The 17,276-nt window shown below is 59.9% G+C and carries 14 protein-coding genes; 6 read left to right on the top strand and 8 right to left on the bottom strand.

Going from position 1 to position 17,276, the window contains the following annotated elements:
* Positions 1-9: 9 nt before the first annotated feature.
* The 8 genes from FEZ62_RS14555 to FEZ62_RS14520 form a co-directional block, all read right to left on the bottom strand.
* Positions 10-1,014 (bottom strand): chemotaxis response regulator protein-glutamate methylesterase, encoded by a 1,005-nt coding sequence (locus tag FEZ62_RS14555; RefSeq protein ID WP_172928460.1) that lies wholly within the window; start codon positions 1,012-1,014, stop codon positions 10-12.
* On the bottom strand, positions 1,011-3,374 hold the full coding sequence (locus FEZ62_RS14550) for a hybrid sensor histidine kinase/response regulator (RefSeq protein ID WP_172928458.1): 2,364 nt from the start codon (positions 3,372-3,374) through the stop codon (positions 1,011-1,013). Before FEZ62_RS14550 ends, FEZ62_RS14555 begins: the two co-directional genes overlap by 4 nt.
* Positions 3,371-4,045, bottom strand: a complete 675-nt coding sequence (locus FEZ62_RS14545; protein WP_090508937.1) for a chemotaxis protein CheW — start codon at positions 4,043-4,045, stop codon at positions 3,371-3,373. The genes FEZ62_RS14550 and FEZ62_RS14545 overlap by 4 nt, the downstream gene beginning before the upstream one ends.
* On the bottom strand, positions 4,038-5,306 hold the full coding sequence (locus FEZ62_RS14540; RefSeq protein WP_172928455.1) for a protein-glutamate O-methyltransferase CheR: 1,269 nt from the start codon (positions 5,304-5,306) through the stop codon (positions 4,038-4,040). Before FEZ62_RS14540 ends, FEZ62_RS14545 begins: the two co-directional genes overlap by 8 nt.
* Positions 5,299-5,823, bottom strand: coding sequence for a chemotaxis protein CheW (locus tag FEZ62_RS14535; protein WP_345940448.1), 525 nt, complete (start codon positions 5,821-5,823; stop codon positions 5,299-5,301). Before FEZ62_RS14535 ends, FEZ62_RS14540 begins: the two co-directional genes overlap by 8 nt.
* A gap of 4 nt (positions 5,824-5,827) precedes the next feature.
* Positions 5,828-7,468, bottom strand: coding sequence for a methyl-accepting chemotaxis protein (locus FEZ62_RS14530; protein ID WP_172928452.1), 1,641 nt, complete (start codon positions 7,466-7,468; stop codon positions 5,828-5,830).
* A gap of 137 nt (positions 7,469-7,605) precedes the next feature.
* On the bottom strand, positions 7,606-9,258 hold the full coding sequence (locus FEZ62_RS14525) for a GMC family oxidoreductase N-terminal domain-containing protein (RefSeq protein WP_172928449.1): 1,653 nt from the start codon (positions 9,256-9,258) through the stop codon (positions 7,606-7,608).
* A gap of 145 nt (positions 9,259-9,403) precedes the next feature.
* Positions 9,404-10,183 carry a tellurite resistance TerB family protein gene (locus FEZ62_RS14520; protein ID WP_172928447.1) on the bottom strand — a complete coding sequence of 260 codons (780 nt, stop codon included), beginning with the start codon at positions 10,181-10,183 and terminating at the stop codon, positions 9,404-9,406.
* A 239-nt stretch (positions 10,184-10,422) separates the two neighbouring features.
* Between FEZ62_RS14520 and FEZ62_RS14515 the strand changes: the two genes are divergently transcribed.
* The 6 genes from FEZ62_RS14515 (at position 10,423) to FEZ62_RS14490 (ending at position 17,217) form a co-directional block, all read left to right on the top strand.
* Positions 10,423-11,334 (top strand): LysR family transcriptional regulator, encoded by a 912-nt coding sequence (locus FEZ62_RS14515; RefSeq protein WP_172928445.1) that lies wholly within the window; start codon positions 10,423-10,425, stop codon positions 11,332-11,334.
* Between the two features lie 109 nt (positions 11,335-11,443).
* Positions 11,444-12,910: a gamma-aminobutyraldehyde dehydrogenase gene (locus FEZ62_RS14510; protein ID WP_172928443.1), complete on the top strand. Its 1,467-nt coding sequence runs from the start codon at positions 11,444-11,446 to the stop codon at positions 12,908-12,910.
* Positions 12,911-13,002: 92 nt separating this feature from the next.
* Entirely contained in the window at positions 13,003-14,154 is a 1,152-nt protein-coding gene (gene ydcS / locus FEZ62_RS14505) for a putative ABC transporter substrate-binding protein YdcS (protein ID WP_172928441.1), read from the top strand.
* 271 nt (positions 14,155-14,425) lie between these two features.
* Positions 14,426-15,466 (top strand): ABC transporter ATP-binding protein, encoded by a 1,041-nt coding sequence (locus FEZ62_RS14500; protein ID WP_172928439.1) that lies wholly within the window; start codon positions 14,426-14,428, stop codon positions 15,464-15,466.
* A gap of 1 nt (position 15,467) precedes the next feature.
* Complete coding sequence (locus FEZ62_RS14495; RefSeq protein ID WP_069899542.1) at positions 15,468-16,418, top strand: ABC transporter permease; 951 nt, start codon at positions 15,468-15,470, stop codon at positions 16,416-16,418.
* Positions 16,408-17,217 (top strand): ABC transporter permease, encoded by an 810-nt coding sequence (locus FEZ62_RS14490; RefSeq protein ID WP_090508945.1) that lies wholly within the window; start codon positions 16,408-16,410, stop codon positions 17,215-17,217. The genes FEZ62_RS14495 and FEZ62_RS14490 overlap by 11 nt, the downstream gene beginning before the upstream one ends.
* The last annotated feature ends 59 nt before the right edge of the window (positions 17,218-17,276 follow it).

Below are 17,276 nucleotides of genomic sequence, written 5' to 3'. Positions count from 1 at the left end.
ATGGATGGTTTAGCCAAACGCGCGCATCAACCGCGGGGCGATATCGACCAACGGCAAAATCTCATCGGCTGCACCAATCGCGGCAGCCGCCTTGGGCATGCCGTAAACCGCACAGCTCTTTTGGTCCTGAGCGAGGGTGAGAAACCCGCGCTCACGCATGTGTTTCAGCCCTTGCGCGCCATCGCGGCCCATGCCAGTAAGCAATACGCCAACCGCATCGCCGCGCCAATGCTGTGCAAGGCTATCAAAAAAGACATCAATCGACGGCCGGTATATCTGCCCAAGCGGTTCTTCGGCATAAACCAGTCGGCCACCTGCCTGCAGGCACAGATGATTATTGGTGCCCGCCAGCAGAACCTCACCGTGTTTCGGCGACTCACCGTCACACGCCAGCCGCACCGGCATTTGCGACTCACTGCTCAGCCAATGGGCCATGCCCGCCGCGAACTCGGCGTCGACATGCTGCACCAGCACAATGGCTGCATTAAACGTAACCGGCAATTGCTTCAATACTTCCAGCAATGAGGCCGGGCCGCCCGCCGAGGCGCCAATGGCGACCAGACGCTTGTTGTTTTCAGTCGCGCGGGGCTTGGCCTGAATGGTCGCGGCTTTTTTATCCGGCTGGCCAATCACCCAGCTTATGTTGTGCAACTTGCGCAGCAACGTACTGGAATCCAGCCCTTGCGGGCCGCCCAGACTCGGCGTATCCACCACATCCAGCGCGCCGTGGCCCATGGCTTCAAACACCAGGCCCATATTGCGCTGAATATCGGCGGTGACAATCAGGATCGCGCACGGCGCTTGCGCCATGATCAGCCGCGTTGCCTCAACACCATTCATGACCGGCATCAGCAGGTCCATCAGCACCACGTCGGGGGTATTTTCCAGGCAGCACTCCAGCGCTTCGCGGCCATCGTGCGCGACCCACACCACCTGATGCCTTGGCTCGTGCGCAAGCGCCCGCCGGAGCGCCTCGACGGCAAGCGGCATGTCATTGACGATCCCTATCTTCATTGCGACGCATCCCCAATCAGTAGCTGCACAGCATCCAGCAGTGCTTCGTCATGGAAGCTGGCCTTAGCCAGATAATAGTCTGCTCCGGCATCCAGGCCGCGCTGGCGATCTTCGGCGCGGTCTTTGTAAGACACCACCATGACCGGCAGAGACTGCAGGCGACTGTCGCGGCGAACCAGCCCGACCAGTTCGATGCCGTCCATGCGCGGCATGTCGATATCGGTAATCAGCAGGTCAAACGACTCGGCGCGCAGCGCATTCCAGCCATCCATACCGTCTACGGCTACCGCTACATCATAGCCGCGCGCGAGCAATAATTTGCGCTCCAGCTCACGTACAGTCAGTGAGTCATCGACCACCAGTACACGCTTGCGCGCGGCCGCTCCGGCTTGCCGTTCGCGGCGGTCAACCCGCTGCAAACTGCCGCTGCCGAGGAGTTTGCCAATTGAGCTGCACAGGTCTTCTACGTCGAGGATCAGCACCGGCGTGCCGTCATCCAGCAAGGCACCGGCAGACACATCGCGGACCTTGCCCAAGCGCCGGTCAAGCGGCATCACCACCAGCGTGCGCTCGCCAATGAAACGCTCCACCGCCAAGCCGTAAACCTGTTCGCGGTCGCTGAGAATCACCACGGCAATATCCGTTTGCTCGCCGCGTTTATCAGTCTTCTGCAACAGCTGACTGGCCGACACCAGGCTGACATGGCGGTTTTCATACCAGAAGTGCTGACGCCCTTCGAGCTGCACAATGTCCTCGGGCTGTAAGCGAATCATCCGCTCGATATGCGCCAGCGCAATGGCATAGGCTTCGCCGCCGATTTCAACCACCAGGCTGCGCACCACCGAAAGGGTTAACGGCACTTCAATGAAGAACCGACTGCCGCCCCCGGCCAGCTGCTGCATGCGCACCCCGCCGCGCAACTGACGCACCTCATGCATCACCACATCCAGCCCGACGCCACGCCCCGACACCTCGGTAACGCTCTCGCGCATGCTGAAACCGGGCAGGAACAGGAAGGCCAGCAGCTCATCTTCGCTCATGCGCTCCACGGCATCCTGCGGCGCCAGCTTGCGCGCCACAATCGCCGTGCGCAGCCGCTGCAAGTCTACGCCTGCGCCGTCATCGTGCAGCTCCAGGGCGAGCATGCCAGCGTGATGACGGGCACGCAGCAGTAACCGGCCCTCGGCAGGCTTGCTTTGATTGATGCGAATTTGCGGGTCTTCGATTCCGTGATCCACGGCATTGCGCAGCAAGTGAGTCAGTGGCGCTTCCAGGCGCTCCAACACATCGCGGTCGACCTGCGTAGACTCGCCTTCGATATCCAGGCGCACTTGCTTACCCAGCGAGCGGCCCAGATCGCGCACCATTCGCGCCTGCCCTTTGAGCATGTCGGCAAACGGCCGCATGCGCGATTCCAGCGCGGCGTCGTAGAGTTGCTGGGTGCGCCGGCTACCCTGCCAGGCGAAGTCATCGAATGCTTCCATGTGTTCGGCAAGCATCTGCTGGCTGTCACCGAGCAACTTGCGCACCTCGCCCAGCAACGCCAGCGCGGCAGGATCGAGGTCGCTCTGCTGGGTGCTTTCGCGCAAGTTATCCAGGGTTTTACTGGCGGCCGCCTGTGTGCGTTTGAGGCGCATCAATGACTGGCTCAGCGCTGTAGTCTGCTGGAACTCGACCAGCGACTTCCCCGACATATCCAGCAGATGATCCAGCCGCGCCGAAGACACCCGCAGCACACGGCCACGGCCCGTTTCGGCGCCCTCCGCAGGCGCCTCGCCGGTTGCCTCGGCAAGGGTCGACTGCACTGGAGCAGACACTGGCAGGCTTTCGGCGGCCTTGGCTTCTGCTGGCGTGTGCGCAGTGAAATCCAGCGCATCACGGTCGCTTTCAGGCTCTAGGCTTGGCGGCTCGGAATCTGTTGTAGCGGGTGGCTGCGTCGGCATGGCCAAGCCCGGCGAGCCCTGCACAAACAGGGTCTGTAAACGTGCGACCAGCGCGCTGACCGCTTGTGCTTGCTGCTCGGCACCCGCCTCGCTGACTGGCGTGGCTATTTGCATGAGCATATCGGCGCCTTGCAGCAAGCCATCAATATGCTCGGAGGCCAGCGTTAACAGCCCTTCCTGCGCGGCGACGAAAATGTCTTCCATGGCGTGGGCAATCTTGACGCCGGGGTCGAGCCCGACAATCCGTGCTGCGCCCTTGAGTGAGTGGGCGGCGCGCATGCAGGCTTCGAGTTGCCCGGCATGTTGCGGCTCTCGCTCCAGCACCAAAAGCCCTGCGCCCAAAAGCTGGGTTTGCGCTTCAGCCTCGAGCTTGAACAACTCCAGCAGGGATGCGTCCCTCATCTGATCCGGGGTCATTGCAGGCTCCTGACCATCGCGTGCTGGAGCAATTGCTCATCCAGCAGGGTAATACTGCGCTCGCGCCACTGCGTGACTCCCTGAGCAAATTGGCCTGCCGTTTGACCGGCAGCGCGATTGGCCGGCACGATGGCCGCGAGCGGCAAGGGATGAATGCCTTCAACCTCATCCACCGGGCTGACCAATACGCCGTCCGCGCCCTGTAAAATCAGCATTCGCGGCACTACCCGGCGCTCACTGGAAACGCTGCTGGCAGCTTCCAGCCCGAGCAATTCGCTGAGCGACAGACAGGCGACCAGCGCGCCATTGACGTTGGTCACGCCCAGCAGGCTGCGCGTGCGTTGATGCGGCAGCGAATGAATCGGCGTTTGCGCAACGACCGCGACCAGACTGCGGGTCGCCAACCCCAGCCACTCATCGCCAAGCCGGAAAATCAGGGTCGAGCGCGTCTCGCCAATGTCATCGGTGTCAGCCTGAGCCGGTTCGTCTTCGTACTGATGCAGCGCGCCGTAGCGATCCAGCAACACCACCGCCGCTTCGGCATAAACCTCGCAGTTGCGGCAATGCACATGTTTGGCCAAGCGCTCGCAACTCTTGTCACCGTATACGCCAATGCGCTTCCAGCAGTCGTCAATCACCGGCATTTCACCCACGCCAACGCCCTCATCCATCTTGCTTCACTCCACGACTGGCGCGCTCCTGCAATCGCCGGGCACCGGCCAGATCGCCCTTGGCCGCGAGCAACAGTGCCAGCTGGGCCAACGCCTCACGGTGATGCGGATCGATGTACAAAACCTTACGGTAATAACTCTGCGCAGCATCGGCCTGGCCAGCGCCGTCGCTGAGCAAGCCCAGCCAATAGAAAACTCCGGCCGAACCACCACGCTCTGCCAGCAAACGTTCGCAGGCGGCGCGAGCCTCATCACTGCGACCGCTGTTGGCGAGCTGCTCGATATTGTTCAGTTCAAGCGTCGCAGCATCGCTCTGATTCGCAGCTGGGCTCGGCGGCCTTGCGGGCTCATTCTTGTTCAGGACCGAGCTTTTGCTGACGGCCGGTCGCGCAACAGGCTGACGAGAAATCGGCGGGGCAACCGGGACTGGAATTACCGGCGGGCGATAGTTCAGCGCGGGCCTCGCCGGGCGCTGGTCACGCTGGAACACGAAACTCAGCGGCACCCCGAGTGCGCGCAAACCATTGCTGCTCATCAACCCGGCCTCTGCTGGCCCGGTAAACAGCGAGCCTTTTTCATCCAGCAAACCCTTGAGCACCTTGAGCGCCTGCTCCTGAGTTGGCCGGTCAAAATAAATCAGCAGGTTGCGGCAAAAAACCATGTCATAACGCGGCTGCTTCGCCAGCACCGGAGCGGCCAACAGGTTCGCGCAACTGAAATTGACCTTGTCGCGCACCTCTGCATTCAACTCAAAGGCATCGCCGCGTGCGCTGAAATAGCGCCGTTGAAACGTCAGATAATTGCCACGAAACGCATTACGTCCGTACACCCCGGCCTTGGCGTGCTGCACGACGCGCTCGCTGATATCAAACGCATCGACACTAAACCGGGCCTTGTCGATACCGGCATCGAGCAACGCCATCACAATTGAATAAGGTTCCTCGCCGGTTGAACACGGCAAGCTGATGATGCGCAGCGGGCGACTGCCAGCGAGACTAGCGAGCCGTTCCTGAGCCAGACGCCCGAGCACGGCGAAGGATTCGGGGTAACGGAAAAACCAGGTCTCCGGCACCACAATCGCTTCAATCAAAGCCTGCTGCTCGCGGCTGGAGCCTTGCAGCAATTGCCAGTATGCCGCGCAATCGACGGCACCCGCTGCACGTTGCCGCTGTTTGATTGCCCGCTCCAAAGCACTGTGGCCGACGGATTCGATATCCATGCCAATGCGCTGATGCAGCCACTGCTGAAATTGCTCAAGCATCGCTGCGCACCTGAGCTGCGCTCTCGCCCAGCAAAAACGCGCGTAAATCCGCGTCGAGCAATTGCTCGACCGTGATCTTTTGCAGCACACCATCAACTGCCGGCTGAACCGCACCGAGATACTCAGGCTGCCCGGCCATCGGGCTGGCACTGAACGCAGCATCGTTAATACGCCGGGTTTCACTGACCCGTTCGAGAATCAACCCCACCGTCAGTAATGGCTCATCAGCGTCTTGCTGCTGGCGGTAGTGCACCAGAACCAGCCGCGTACTGGTACGCATTTCGGCGGGGCGAGCGAAAGCCCGGGCAGACAGATCGAGCACCGGTAGCACTTGCCCACGATAGCTGAACAATCCGGCCACCCAGTGCGGCGCCTCGGCGACCTGCTTGAACGGCGGCAACGGCAAAATGGCCACAATGTCCTTCGCGGCCAGTGCGTAGCGGTCGTCACCCATGCGAAACAGCAGGTACAGCGCATCACGCTGCTGCGCTGCAGAACGGGCGCTGCTGCGGTTCACAGGTTTATACCCGGAAACGGCTAACGCCGGTGCGCAAGCTGTTGGCGACCTGATTTAGCTCATCAATCGCCGAGCTGGTCTGACGCAATGATTCGACTGTCTGGCCGCTGGCCTCGCCCAACTGGGCCAGTGCCTGATTGATTTGATCCGCGCCGGTGGCTTGCGCCTGCATGCCTTCGTTGACCATTTGCACGCGCGGCGCCAGCGCCTGAACCTGCTGAATAATCTGCGAGAGTTGCTCGCCAACCTGCGCGACCTCAGAGATTCCTCGTCTGACCTCTTCGGAGAACTTGTCCATACCCATGACACCGGCCGATACCGCGGACTGAATCTCGCGCACCATCTGTTCGATATCGTAGGTGGCAACGGCGGTCTGGTCGGCCAAACGTCGTACTTCGGTGGCAACCACGGCAAAACCACGGCCATACTCACCGGCCTTTTCCGCCTCAATCGCGGCGTTGAGCGACAGCAAGTTGGTCTGATCGGCAAACTTGACGATGGTGGTGACCACTTGCGTGATATTGCCCGCCTTCTCGTTGAGTATCGCCAGCTTGGCGTTTACCAAGTCCGCCGCACCCATGACCTGATGCATGGTGTCTTCCATGCGCGTCAGGCCCAACTGGCCGGAGCCGGCCAGCACCGAAGTGTGCTCGGCGGTGCTGGAGACTTCACTCATGGTGCGCACCAGATCACGGGAAGTCGCGGTAATCTCCCGCGAAGTCGCACCGATTTCCGTGGTCGTGGCGGCAGTCTCTGTCACCGTGGCTTGCTGCTGCTTGGAGGTCGCGGCAATTTCGGTCACCGAGGTGGTCATCTGCACGGCCGAGCGCTGAGCCTGAGTCACCAGCCCTTTGAGGGCTTCGCTCATGTTGTTAAAGCCTTCTTCGATGGCGTTGAATTCGTCTTTACGCTGCAAATCCATGCGCACCGACAAATCACCGCCACCCATGATCTTGAGCGTACTGACCACCTGCGAGATTGGCTGGGTAATCGCCCGTAACAACAGGAAGCCACTGACCGCCGCCAACGCAACCGCGAGCAAAACGGCGAGCACCATGCTCAGCTCCAGCTCGGTCACGGACTCGTGGATATCCGCCACCGAGGTAATCGCAACATCGCGGTTAACTTCAACCAGCTTGTTCAACACCTCACGGCCCTGCTGCCAGTCTGCGAGCATCTGGCCGGTACTCAGGGCAAAGGCATCAGCACTGCGACCTTGTTTGTGCAGCGCCAGCAGTTGCTCGTGCAAGCCCAGATATTGTTTGCGCAGCTGCTCGAATTCGGCAATCAGCGTGCGCTCATGCGCCTCGGTGATCGTGGTTTTGTAGATGCTCAGGTCGTGTTCCAGCGCTTGCTCGGTTTTGCTGAACTGCGCCTCGTCCTGATCCAATAACTGCGGCTCGGCCACGCCATTGTTCTGCGAGGCAACCAGCAACTCCTTGCGGGTCAGCAGCATGTGGTCGACCCAGGAACTGCGTATGCGCGATATCTGATACAGGCCGGGAACGGCGTTATCACGCACCAACTGCGCGCCTCTTTCCACGACTACCAGGCGGTTGTAGGCAACTGCCGCCATGAGCAGCAAGATGGTGATCACAACAGCAAAGCTTGCGATGATGCGCAGCTGAACAGACCAGTTCTTCACAGTATTCCCCGATTCCAAGTTTGCAGGCATGCCTACAGTTTTAGCGCACAAGGCTATGCACGCGACTCTAGAGGCTCGCCCGCTGCCGGGCAAGCGACTAACTGCAATCGCTGCAAACTTATCAGCCGCCCCTCGGTTTAAACGTGGAGTAAGTCTGGCGCATGCACTTTGTTATCGGCCGCACTCGCCTGCTGCTGAAGAATTAGTTCAGAGGCCTTCTCGGCAATCATCACCACCGGCGAGCAAGTGTTGCCTGAGATGATCGTCGGCATGATTGACGCATCGGCGATGCGCAGCCCGCGAATACCGTGCACACGCAACTGCGCATCCACCACAGCGGCGGCATCGTTGCCCATCTTGCAGGTGCCTACAGGGTGAAAAATGGTCGTGCCGATCTCGCCTGCCGCGCGCTGCAAATCAGCTTGAGACTGATACGCAGGGCCCGGCTTGTATTCACGCGGCTCATAAGTTGCCAAGGCGGGCGATGAGACGATCTTTCGGGTCAGCCGAATCGCATCTGCTGCCACCTGCAAGTCGCGCTCGTCACTGAGGTAGTTAGGCGCAATAAGCGGCGTAGCGGCCGGATCTATCGAATTGATCTGCACCTGCCCACGGCTGTGCGGGCGCAGGTTGCAGACCGAGGCGGTGAATGCGGGAAATTCATGCAGCGGATCGCCAAAACGCTCCAGCGAAAGCGGCTGTACGTGATATTGCAAATTTGCCGTGGCGTGTTCCGGGCTGGAGCGGGCAAATGCGCCGAGCTGGCTGGGCGCCATCGACAAAGGGCCACTGCGCTTGAGCATATATTCAAGGCCCATGCCCATTTTGCCCCACAGGCTGGCGGCGATCTGATTGAGGGTTTTAATCCCGCTGACCTTGTAGATAAGCCGCAATTGCAGATGGTCCTGCAGGTTGGCGCCCACCCCGGGCAGTTCATGGCGCACGCCGATGCCGAGCTTTTCCAGCAATGGCCGTGGGCCAATGCCAGAGCGTTGCAGCAATGCCGGGGTGCCGATAGCGCCTGCACACAGAATGACTTCACGGTTGGCGCGCACAGTCACTGGCTGGCCCTGATAAATCAGCCGCAATCCTTCGGCCCGGTCATCCTTGAGCTCGACCCGGTCAACCAGCGTGTCGGTTATTACCTGCAGATTGAGCCGCTGTTTAATGTCACGCAGAAAAGCCTTGGCCGCATTCCAGCGCACGCCGCCCGACTGATTAACCTGAAAATAGCTGCAACCAAAGTTATCGCCGGTGTTGAAGTCAGCAACGCTGGGAATACCGTTCTGCGCGGCGCCTTCTCGAAACGCTTCAAGTATCTGCCAGGTCAGGCGCTGCTCAGAAACCTTCCATTCGCCCTTGCCGCCGTGCATATCACTGTCACCGGCAAAGTGGTTCTCACAGCGTTTGAACAACGGCAATACATCGTTCCAGGCCCAGCCCGGATTACCCTGCGCGGCCCAACCGTCGTAATCCGCCGATTGCCCACGCATGTAGATCATGCCGTTGATTGAGCTGCTGCCGCCAAGCACCCGCCCTCGCGGATACTTCAGCGAACGGCCATTGAGGCCCGGCTCACTGGCCGTTTCAAAGCACCAGTCGGTACGCGGATTACCAATGCAATACAGATAGCCGACAGGGATATGAATCCACGGGTAGTTATCCCGCCCACCCGCTTCGATCAGCAACACCCGAACAGCCGGATCGGCCGACAGCCTGTTAGCCAGCAAACAACCCGCAGGGCCGGCGCCGACAATCAGGTAATCATAACGATCAAGAAGTGGTTGCATGTGCGCCTCGCGGTCGGATCATGGAAGTGATGACTCGCAGACTAACGTGCGCGCAGAAGGAACGACATACGCCATAGGTTGCAGACATAAGCCAACATTCAGCCTGTCGCACACGCTGGCAACCGGCTGAATATTGGTCTGAGGATCAAGCGTTGATCTGCTCCTCAAGATGCGCCTGCAAGCCGGGCTCTATCCCCAGATGCTGCGCCAACTGGTCCAGATAAACCCGCTCGCCGCCTTCCTGACGCCCCACCAGCAAGGCACTGGCCAAGTACATCTCCGCCGCCATTTCCGGGGTTTTCGCCGCAATCGCAACGTCTGCCGGATTCAGCGGGCGACGCACCTCAGCATCCAGCCACGCCTGCAAGCCGGGGTCATCCGCGAGCTTGTGAATTTCGGCGTAAATCAGCTTCTTCTCCTGCTCATCAATTCGCCCGTCTGCCTTGGAGGCGGCAATCAGCGCCCGCAACACCGCATTGCTGCGCTCCTCAAGTTCAGGGCCAGCCGAGGGCCCGGCCAGCAATTCTTCGGATTGCGGCGCATTAACGAACGCATTGCGGGTAGCCGTCTGCGCGCCGGAATCCTGATTACGTTGCCAGGCGCTGTAGGCTTGAAACGCCAGCATGCCCAGCGTTGCCAGGCCGCTGTAGTTAATCCCGCCGCCTGAACCCTGTTGCCGGCCACCGGCCTGAGTTGGCGCTGCGGAGGACTGCCCACCCCCGAGCAAACCGCCCAGCAGCCCGCCTAAACCACCCATGCCGCCGGATGCTCCAGAGCTCTGGCCGCCTCCACCCAATAAACCGCCCAACGCCCCACCCAGCGCGCCGCCAAGACCGCCCATCCCTGAGGTGCTTTGGCGACCGCCACCGCCCTGCCCAGAGAGCCCGGACTTAAGTAACTGCTCAAGTAAATCACTGGTGTTCATTGATGCCTCCTTCGGCAGATCCAGCCGATTCAGGCTATTGAAGATAGCCCAAGCCCGGATTCACGCGGTGGCGTCCGCCAAACGGCGGGATCACGCCGGCTCGACGAATAACTCGAACGGCTTACGCAGTTGCCACATCAAGGCATAAAACAACCATCGACCTATCTAAATAATCGAAAGTAGCGATACATTATTGTAAATTCAGCTTAAACCGCAGCCAAAAGCAGCCATAAAACACCATGATGACCCTGCGCCAGATTCGCCACTTCATCGCTGTCGCCGAAACCGGCTCGATCTCTGCCGCCGCTCAGGCGGTGTTTATTTCGCAATCGACCCTGACTCTGGCGATTCAGAAACTCGAAGAAGAAATCGGCGTGAGCTTGTTCAACCGACACGCCAAAGGCATGTCACTGACCCATCAGGGCCATCAGTTTCTGAGGCAGGCGCACTTGATTCTGGCCACTGTGGATAACGCCAAGCGCAGCCTGCAACAAAGCACCGACACTGTTGCCGGCAGCCTGACAATCGGCGTAACCAGTCTGGTTGCCGGTTACTACCTGGCCGACCTGCTCACCCGCTTTCAACGCGCCTACCCCAACGTTGAGATCCGCGTACTCGAAGATGAGCGTCCTTATATTGAGCACCTGCTGGTCAGCGGCGAAATCGACGTCGGCGTGCTTATTTTGTCCAACCTCGAAGACCGCCACGCCTTGCAAACAGAAGTGCTCACTCACTCGCCACTGCGTTTGTGGTTGCCGCCGCAGCACGCTTTGCTGGAACTCGACAGCATCAGCTTGGCCGACATCGTTAGCGAGCCGTTAATTCAGATGAATGTCGATGAAATGGGCCTCAACGCCCAGCGCATCTGGAGTGGCGCCGGCCTGCAACCCAACATCACCCTGCGCACCGGCTCGACCGAAGCGGTGCGAAGTTTGGTGGCTGCCGGCCTTGGCATATCCATCCAGCCAGACATGACGTATCGCCCGTGGTCGTTGGAAGGCGACATTATTGAGGCGCGCTCGGTGGTCGACCTGACCCAGACCCTCGACGTGGGCCTGGCTTGGCGCCGCGGCACGGCGCGCCCCGCGCTGGTTGACCCGTTTCTGACCGTAGCCCGCGAGTTGCCAACCGGGCGCAAGCCATCTATTTAATCGAATACCACCTTCAGTATTAAGAAATTGTAGGCACCGATCAGGCCATCTAGTCTCTATCGCACTATAAGAACTGCGCTATCCGCGCAAACAATAGAGCACAGAAACTATGGCAAGCTCCGCCACCCTGACTCCGCTAAGCCATCACCTGCTGATCAACGGTGAACTGGTGCTTGGCAGCGGCGCGCCGGAAACCGTGCTCAATCCGGCTACCGGCGAAACCCTCGCCCACGTTCACGAAGCCTCGGCCGAACAGGTTGAAGCCGCTATCGTCGCGGCCCATGAAGCCTTCTCCAGTTGGTCGCGCACCACACCGCAACAGCGCTCGGTTTGCTTGCTGGCTATTGCCGATGTAATCGAGCGCAACGCCGATTCGCTTGCCCGCCTCGAAGCCCTCAACTGCGGCAAGCCCCTGCACTTGGCTCGTCAGGATGACCTGAGTGCGGCGGTGGATGTCTTCCGTTTCTTTGCCGGCGCGGTGCGCTGCCAAAGTGGTCAGTTGTCTGGTGAATATATTCCCGGCTACACCAGCATGGTGCGGCGTGATCCGATTGGCGTGATCGCCTCGATTGCGCCATGGAATTACCCGCTGATGATGGCCGCGTGGAAAATCGCACCGGCATTGGCGGCAGGCAACACCCTAGTTTTCAAACCGTCCGAACACACTCCGTTATCGATTCTGGCGCTCGCGCCGATGCTCAACACAGTTCTGCCAGCAGGCGTGCTGAATATTGTCTGTGGCGGCGGCGAAGGCGTTGGCAGCCACTTGGTTGGCCATCCCAAAGTGCGCATGGTCTCGCTCACCGGCGACATCGTTACCGGGCAGAAAATCCTCCAGAGCGCAGCCAAGACGCTCAAGCGCACCCATCTTGAACTGGGCGGCAAAGCGCCGGTGATTGTCTGCAACGACGCCGATCTGCAAGCCGTAATCGAAGGCGTGCGCAGCTACGGCTATTACAACGCCGGGCAGGACTGCACAGCTGCCTGCCGCATCTACGCACAAGCCGGTATTCATGATCGTCTGGTCGCTGAACTGGGTGACGCGGTCAGCAGCCTGCGCTTTGCCCGCAAACGTGATGAAGACAATGAACTCGGCCCCCTGATCAGCGCGCGCCAACGCGATCGCGTGGCCAGCTTTGTCGAGCGCGCACTTGGCCAGCCGCACATCGAGCGCGTCACGGGTGCAGCCGTGCATTCCGGCCCCGGTTTCTATTACCAGCCAACCTTGCTGGCGGGCTGTCGGCAGAACGATGAAATCGTCCAGCGCGAAGTGTTCGGGCCGGTCGTTACGGTGACCCGTTTTGATCAACTTGAGCAGGCGGTGGACTGGGCAAACGACTCCGAATACGGCCTTGCCTCTTCGGTGTGGACACAGAATCTGGACAAGGCCATGCAGGTGGCGGCGCGCCTGCAATACGGCTGCACCTGGATCAACAGCCACTTTATGCTTGCCAGCGAAATGCCCCACGGCGGCATGAAGCGCTCCGGTTACGGCAAGGATTTATCCAGTGACTCTCTGCAGGACTACAGCGTAGTGCGCCACATCATGGCGCGCCACGGCAACGCCCTGGATTGAACAGACATAACAATTGATGAAGTCGCCCATAAGGGCACCTGTTGCACGACGTTTAACTGCCCCGACCTAACAATAGAAAAGAGGGAACCCCGATGATCGTGAAAAAAACTCTGCTCCTCAGCGCACTCTCAACTGCGCTGCTGGCCACCGGTAGCGTCAATGCTGCAGAAGCGCTGCAGTCGATCGGCAAAGGCGAAGGCCAACTGGATATCATCGCCTGGCCTGGCTATATCGAGCGTGGCGAAACCGACAAAGGCTACGACTGGGTTACCGGCTTCGAGAAGCAGACCGGTTGCATGGTCAACGTTAAAACCGCCGCCACCTCGGATGAAATGGTCAGCCTTATGGCCAAGGGCGGCTACGATCTGGTCACGGCATCGGGTGACGCCTCCTTGCGTTTGGTCGCGGGCAAGCGTGTACAGCCGATCAACACCGCACTGATCGCCAACTGGAAGAACGTCGACAAGCGTCTGCAAGATGCGCCGTGGCACACCGTTAACGGCAAGCATTACGGCACGCCGTACCAGTGGGGCCCGAACGTGCTGATGTACAACGCCGAACTGTTCAAGCAAGCGCCGACCAGCTGGAGCGTCGTATTCAAGGAAACCACCCTGCCCGACGGCAAGAGCAACAAAGGCCGCGTGCAAGCTTATGACGGCCCGATCTACATCGCCGACGCCGCGCTGTACCTGAAAACCGCGCAACCGGAGCTGGGCATCAAAGACCCGTATCTGCTCGACGAGAAGCAGTACGCCGCCGTGCTTGATTTGCTGCGCCAGCAACACGAGCTGATTCACCGCTACTGGCATGACGCAACCGTGCAAATGAGCGACTTCAAAAACGAAGGCGTGATGGTTTCCGGTTCCTGGCCGTATCAAGTCAACGCGCTGCAACTCGAAAAGCAGCCGATTGCCTCGACCGTACCGGCTGAAGGCGCCACCGGCTGGGCCGACACCACCATGCTGCACGCCGATGCCAAACATCCATCGTGCGCCTATCAGTGGATGAACTGGTCGCTGGACAACAAGGTTCAGGGCGACGTCGCGGCCTGGTTTGGCTCGCTGCCTGCCGTACCGGCGGCGTGTGAAGGCAACGAACTGCTCGGCGCCGAAGGCTGCAAAACCAACGGTTTCGACAACTTCGACAAGATTGCCTTCTGGAAAACCCCACAGTCCGAAGGCGGCAAGTACGTGCCCTACAGCCGCTGGACTCAGGATTACATCGCCATCATGGGCGGCCGGTAACTCTCACCTCGCGCTGATTGCGCGATCCGTGGGCGGCGTTGTGTTAGCGCACAACGCTCGCCTGGTGGGTGGTTAGTGTGAGGTCGTGCTGCGCCATGAACCGATCGCTCAGTGCTGTTTTTGAGTTGACTGAACTGGGGCAAACCACACGCCCATTGGGTAATTTTTTTGCGTAGCTAGACAGCTTTAGATCCATCGGCGCCGGCGTTCTGTGTCGGCAAGCCTGAACGATGGCGTGGATGGATTATTTTTCTCCTGGAGTTTTTTTGACATGACCCTTGCAGTGCAATTCACCGATGTGTCCCGCGTATTCGGCGACGTAAGAGCCGTAGACCGGGTGTCCATCGACATCCAGGACGGAGAATTCTTTTCCATGCTGGGCCCTTCCGGCTCTGGCAAAACCACCTGCTTGCGCCTGATCGCCGGATTTGAACACCCGAGCGCCGGCTCGATCCGAATTCACGGGGTCGAGGCTGTTGGCCTCGCGCCGTACCAGCGTGACGTTAATACCGTGTTCCAGGATTACGCCCTGTTCCCGCACATGAACGTTCGCGACAACGTGGCTTACGGTTTGAAGGTTAAGGGCGTGGGCAAGTCCGAACGCCTCAACCGTGCCGAAGAGGCACTGGGCATGGTCGCCCTCGCCGGTTATGGCGATCGTAAACCGGCACAGCTTTCGGGCGGCCAGCGCCAGCGTGTGGCATTGGCCCGCGCGCTGGTCAACCGCCCGCGCGTGCTGCTCCTCGATGAGCCACTCGGCGCACTCGACTTGAAGCTGCGTGAACAAATGCAGGGCGAACTGAAGAAGCTTCAGCGCCAACTGGGTATTACCTTCATTTTCGTCACCCACGACCAGACCGAAGCCCTGTCGATGTCGGACCGTGTGGCGGTGTTCAACAAAGGCCGGATCGAGCAGGTCGACACCCCGCGCAATCTTTACATGAAGCCGGCAACACCGTTTGTGGCCGAGTTCGTCGGCACCTCGAATGTGCTACGCGGTGAAATCGCCCAGCGCCTGACTGGCAGCGCACAGCCGTTCTCGATTCGCCCGGAACATATTCAATTTGCCGAAGGCGCCGCCTCCAGCGAGCACGTCGAACTCAGCGGCGTACTCCACGATATTCAGTATCAGGGCGCGGCCACGCGATTCGAACTGAAGCTCGATAACGGCGAAAACCTCAGCATCAGCCAGGCCAATTCGCAGTGGGGAACTCAGGGACAGCCGCTAACGCTGGGCCAGCAAGTGACTGCGCGCTGGCCACGGGAAGCGATGGTCACGCTGCATGACAACGCCGCAACCGAGGCTCGTTGACATGCAAATTTCCACTCCTATCGCGGTAACTGAGCAACGCCAAGGCGTGATGAATCGCCTGTCGAGCCTGCTCTACCGCAAGCCCAACCTGTATCTGTCGATGCTGCTGATTCCGCCGCTGGTGTGGTTCGGCGCGATTTACCTGGGCTCGCTGCTCAACCTGCTCTGGCAAGGTGTTTATACCTTCGACGACTTCAGCATGACGGTGCTGCCGGAACTGACCACGGCCAACTTCACGGCGCTGTTCCAGCCGGCCAACTTCGACATCATCGTGCGCACAGTGAGCATGGCCATTGCCGTTTCGATTGGCAGCGCCCTGATCGCATTCCCGATTGCCTATTACATGGCGCGCTACACCACCGGCAAAACCAAGGCGTTTTTCTACATCGCGGTGATGATGCCAATGTGGGCCAGCTACATCGTCAAGGCCTACGCCTGGACCTTGCTTCTGGCCAAAGGCGGCGTGGCGCAGTGGTTCGTTGAGCACATGGGCCTGACTCCGCTGCTGCAATTCATCCTGGGCATTCCCGGCGTGGGCGGCAGCACGTTGTCGACCTCGCATCTGGGCCGCTTCTTCGTGTTTATCTACATCTGGCTGCCGTTCATGATTTTGCCGATTCAGGCCGCACTGGAGCGCCTGCCGCCTTCCCTGCTGCAAGCCTCCAGCGACCTCGGTGCACGGCCCTGGCAGACGTTTGTGCAGGTGATCTTGCCGTTGTCGATTCCGGGCATTGCGGCGGGTTCGATCTTCACCTTCTCACTGACCCTCGGCGACTTCATCGTGCCGCAACTGATCGGCCCGCCCGGCTACTTCATCGGCAGCATGGTCTACGCCCAGCAAGGCGCGATCGGCAACATGCCGATGGCCGCCGCCTTCACCCTGGTGCCGATTGTGTTAATCGCCATTTATTTGTCTGTCGTCAAACGTCTGGGGGCCTTCGATGCACTCTGAAAAAGCTTCGCTGGGCCTGAAGATCGCCGCATGGGGCGGGCTGGTATTCCTGCACTTCCCGATCTTCATCATCTTTTTGTACGCCTTCAACACCGAAGACGCGGCGTTCAGTTTTCCGCCGCAAGGCTTCACTCTGGATTGGTTCAGCGTGGCGTTTGCGCGGGAGGATGTACTTGAGTCGATCAAGCTGTCGCTGCAAATCGCCAGCATCGCCACGCTGATCGCCATGGTGCTCGGCACACTGGCGGCAGCGGCGCTGTATCGCCGCGACTTCTTCGGCAAGGAGAGCATCTCGATGCTGCTGATTCTGCCAATTGCCCTGCCCGGCATTATTACCGGCCTGGCCTTGCTGGCAGCCTTCAAGCGTTTCGGTATCGAGCCGGGAGTCATGACCATCGTGATCGGCCATGCAACGTTCTGTGTGGTGATCGTCTACAACAACGTGATCGCCCGCTTTCGTCGCACCTCGCACAGCCTGATCGAAGCCAGCATGGACCTCGGCGCAGATGGCTGGCAGACCTTCCGCTACATCATTCTGCCCAACCTCAGCTCGGCACTGCTGGCCGGCGGCATGCTCGCGTTTGCCCTGTCGTTCGATGAAATCATCGTCACCACCTTTACCGCCGGCCACGAACGGACACTGCCGCTGTGGCTGCTCAACCAACTGAGCCGCCCACGCGATGTGCCGGTGACCAACGTCGTCGCCATGATGGTGATGCTGGTGACCATGGTGCCGATTCTGGGTGCGTATTACCTGACCAAGAGCAGCGAAAGCGTCGCGGGTAGCGGCGGCAAATAACTGATTCAAACCACTGCGTGTGCGTGACACGCAGCTAACAAATTCCGACAAGAGGATTG

The organism is Pseudomonas sp. MS19 (genome assembly GCF_013277615.1).
Taxonomy (GTDB): Bacteria; Pseudomonadota; Gammaproteobacteria; order Pseudomonadales; family Pseudomonadaceae; genus Aquipseudomonas; species Aquipseudomonas marincola.
Note: the sequence above shows the minus strand (reverse complement) of the source record. Positions and strands in the feature narration are given on the sequence as shown.

Bases quoted from the DNA above. Each gene is read 5' to 3' on its own strand.
- FEZ62_RS14555 (WP_172928460.1), bottom strand. From the start codon at position 1,014: ATGAAGATAGGGATCGTCAATGACATGCCGCTTGCCGTCGAGGCGCTC.
- FEZ62_RS14550 (WP_172928458.1), bottom strand. From the start codon at position 3,374: ATGACCCCGGATCAGATGAGGGACGCATCCCTGCTGGAGTTGTTCAAG.
- FEZ62_RS14545 (WP_090508937.1), bottom strand. From the start codon at position 4,045: ATGGATGAGGGCGTTGGCGTGGGTGAAATGCCGGTGATTGACGACTGC.
- FEZ62_RS14540 (WP_172928455.1), bottom strand. From the start codon at position 5,306: ATGCTTGAGCAATTTCAGCAGTGGCTGCATCAGCGCATTGGCATGGAT.
- FEZ62_RS14525 (WP_172928449.1), bottom strand. From the start codon at position 9,258: ATGCAACCACTTCTTGATCGTTATGATTACCTGATTGTCGGCGCCGGC.
- FEZ62_RS14520 (WP_172928447.1), bottom strand. From the start codon at position 10,183: ATGAACACCAGTGATTTACTTGAGCAGTTACTTAAGTCCGGGCTCTCT.
- FEZ62_RS14515 (WP_172928445.1), top strand. From the start codon at position 10,423: ATGATGACCCTGCGCCAGATTCGCCACTTCATCGCTGTCGCCGAAACC.
- FEZ62_RS14510 (WP_172928443.1), top strand. From the start codon at position 11,444: ATGGCAAGCTCCGCCACCCTGACTCCGCTAAGCCATCACCTGCTGATC.
- ydcS (WP_172928441.1), top strand. From the start codon at position 13,003: ATGATCGTGAAAAAAACTCTGCTCCTCAGCGCACTCTCAACTGCGCTG.
- FEZ62_RS14500 (WP_172928439.1), top strand. From the start codon at position 14,426: ATGACCCTTGCAGTGCAATTCACCGATGTGTCCCGCGTATTCGGCGAC.
- FEZ62_RS14495 (WP_069899542.1), top strand. From the start codon at position 15,468: ATGCAAATTTCCACTCCTATCGCGGTAACTGAGCAACGCCAAGGCGTG.
- FEZ62_RS14490 (WP_090508945.1), top strand. From the start codon at position 16,408: ATGCACTCTGAAAAAGCTTCGCTGGGCCTGAAGATCGCCGCATGGGGC.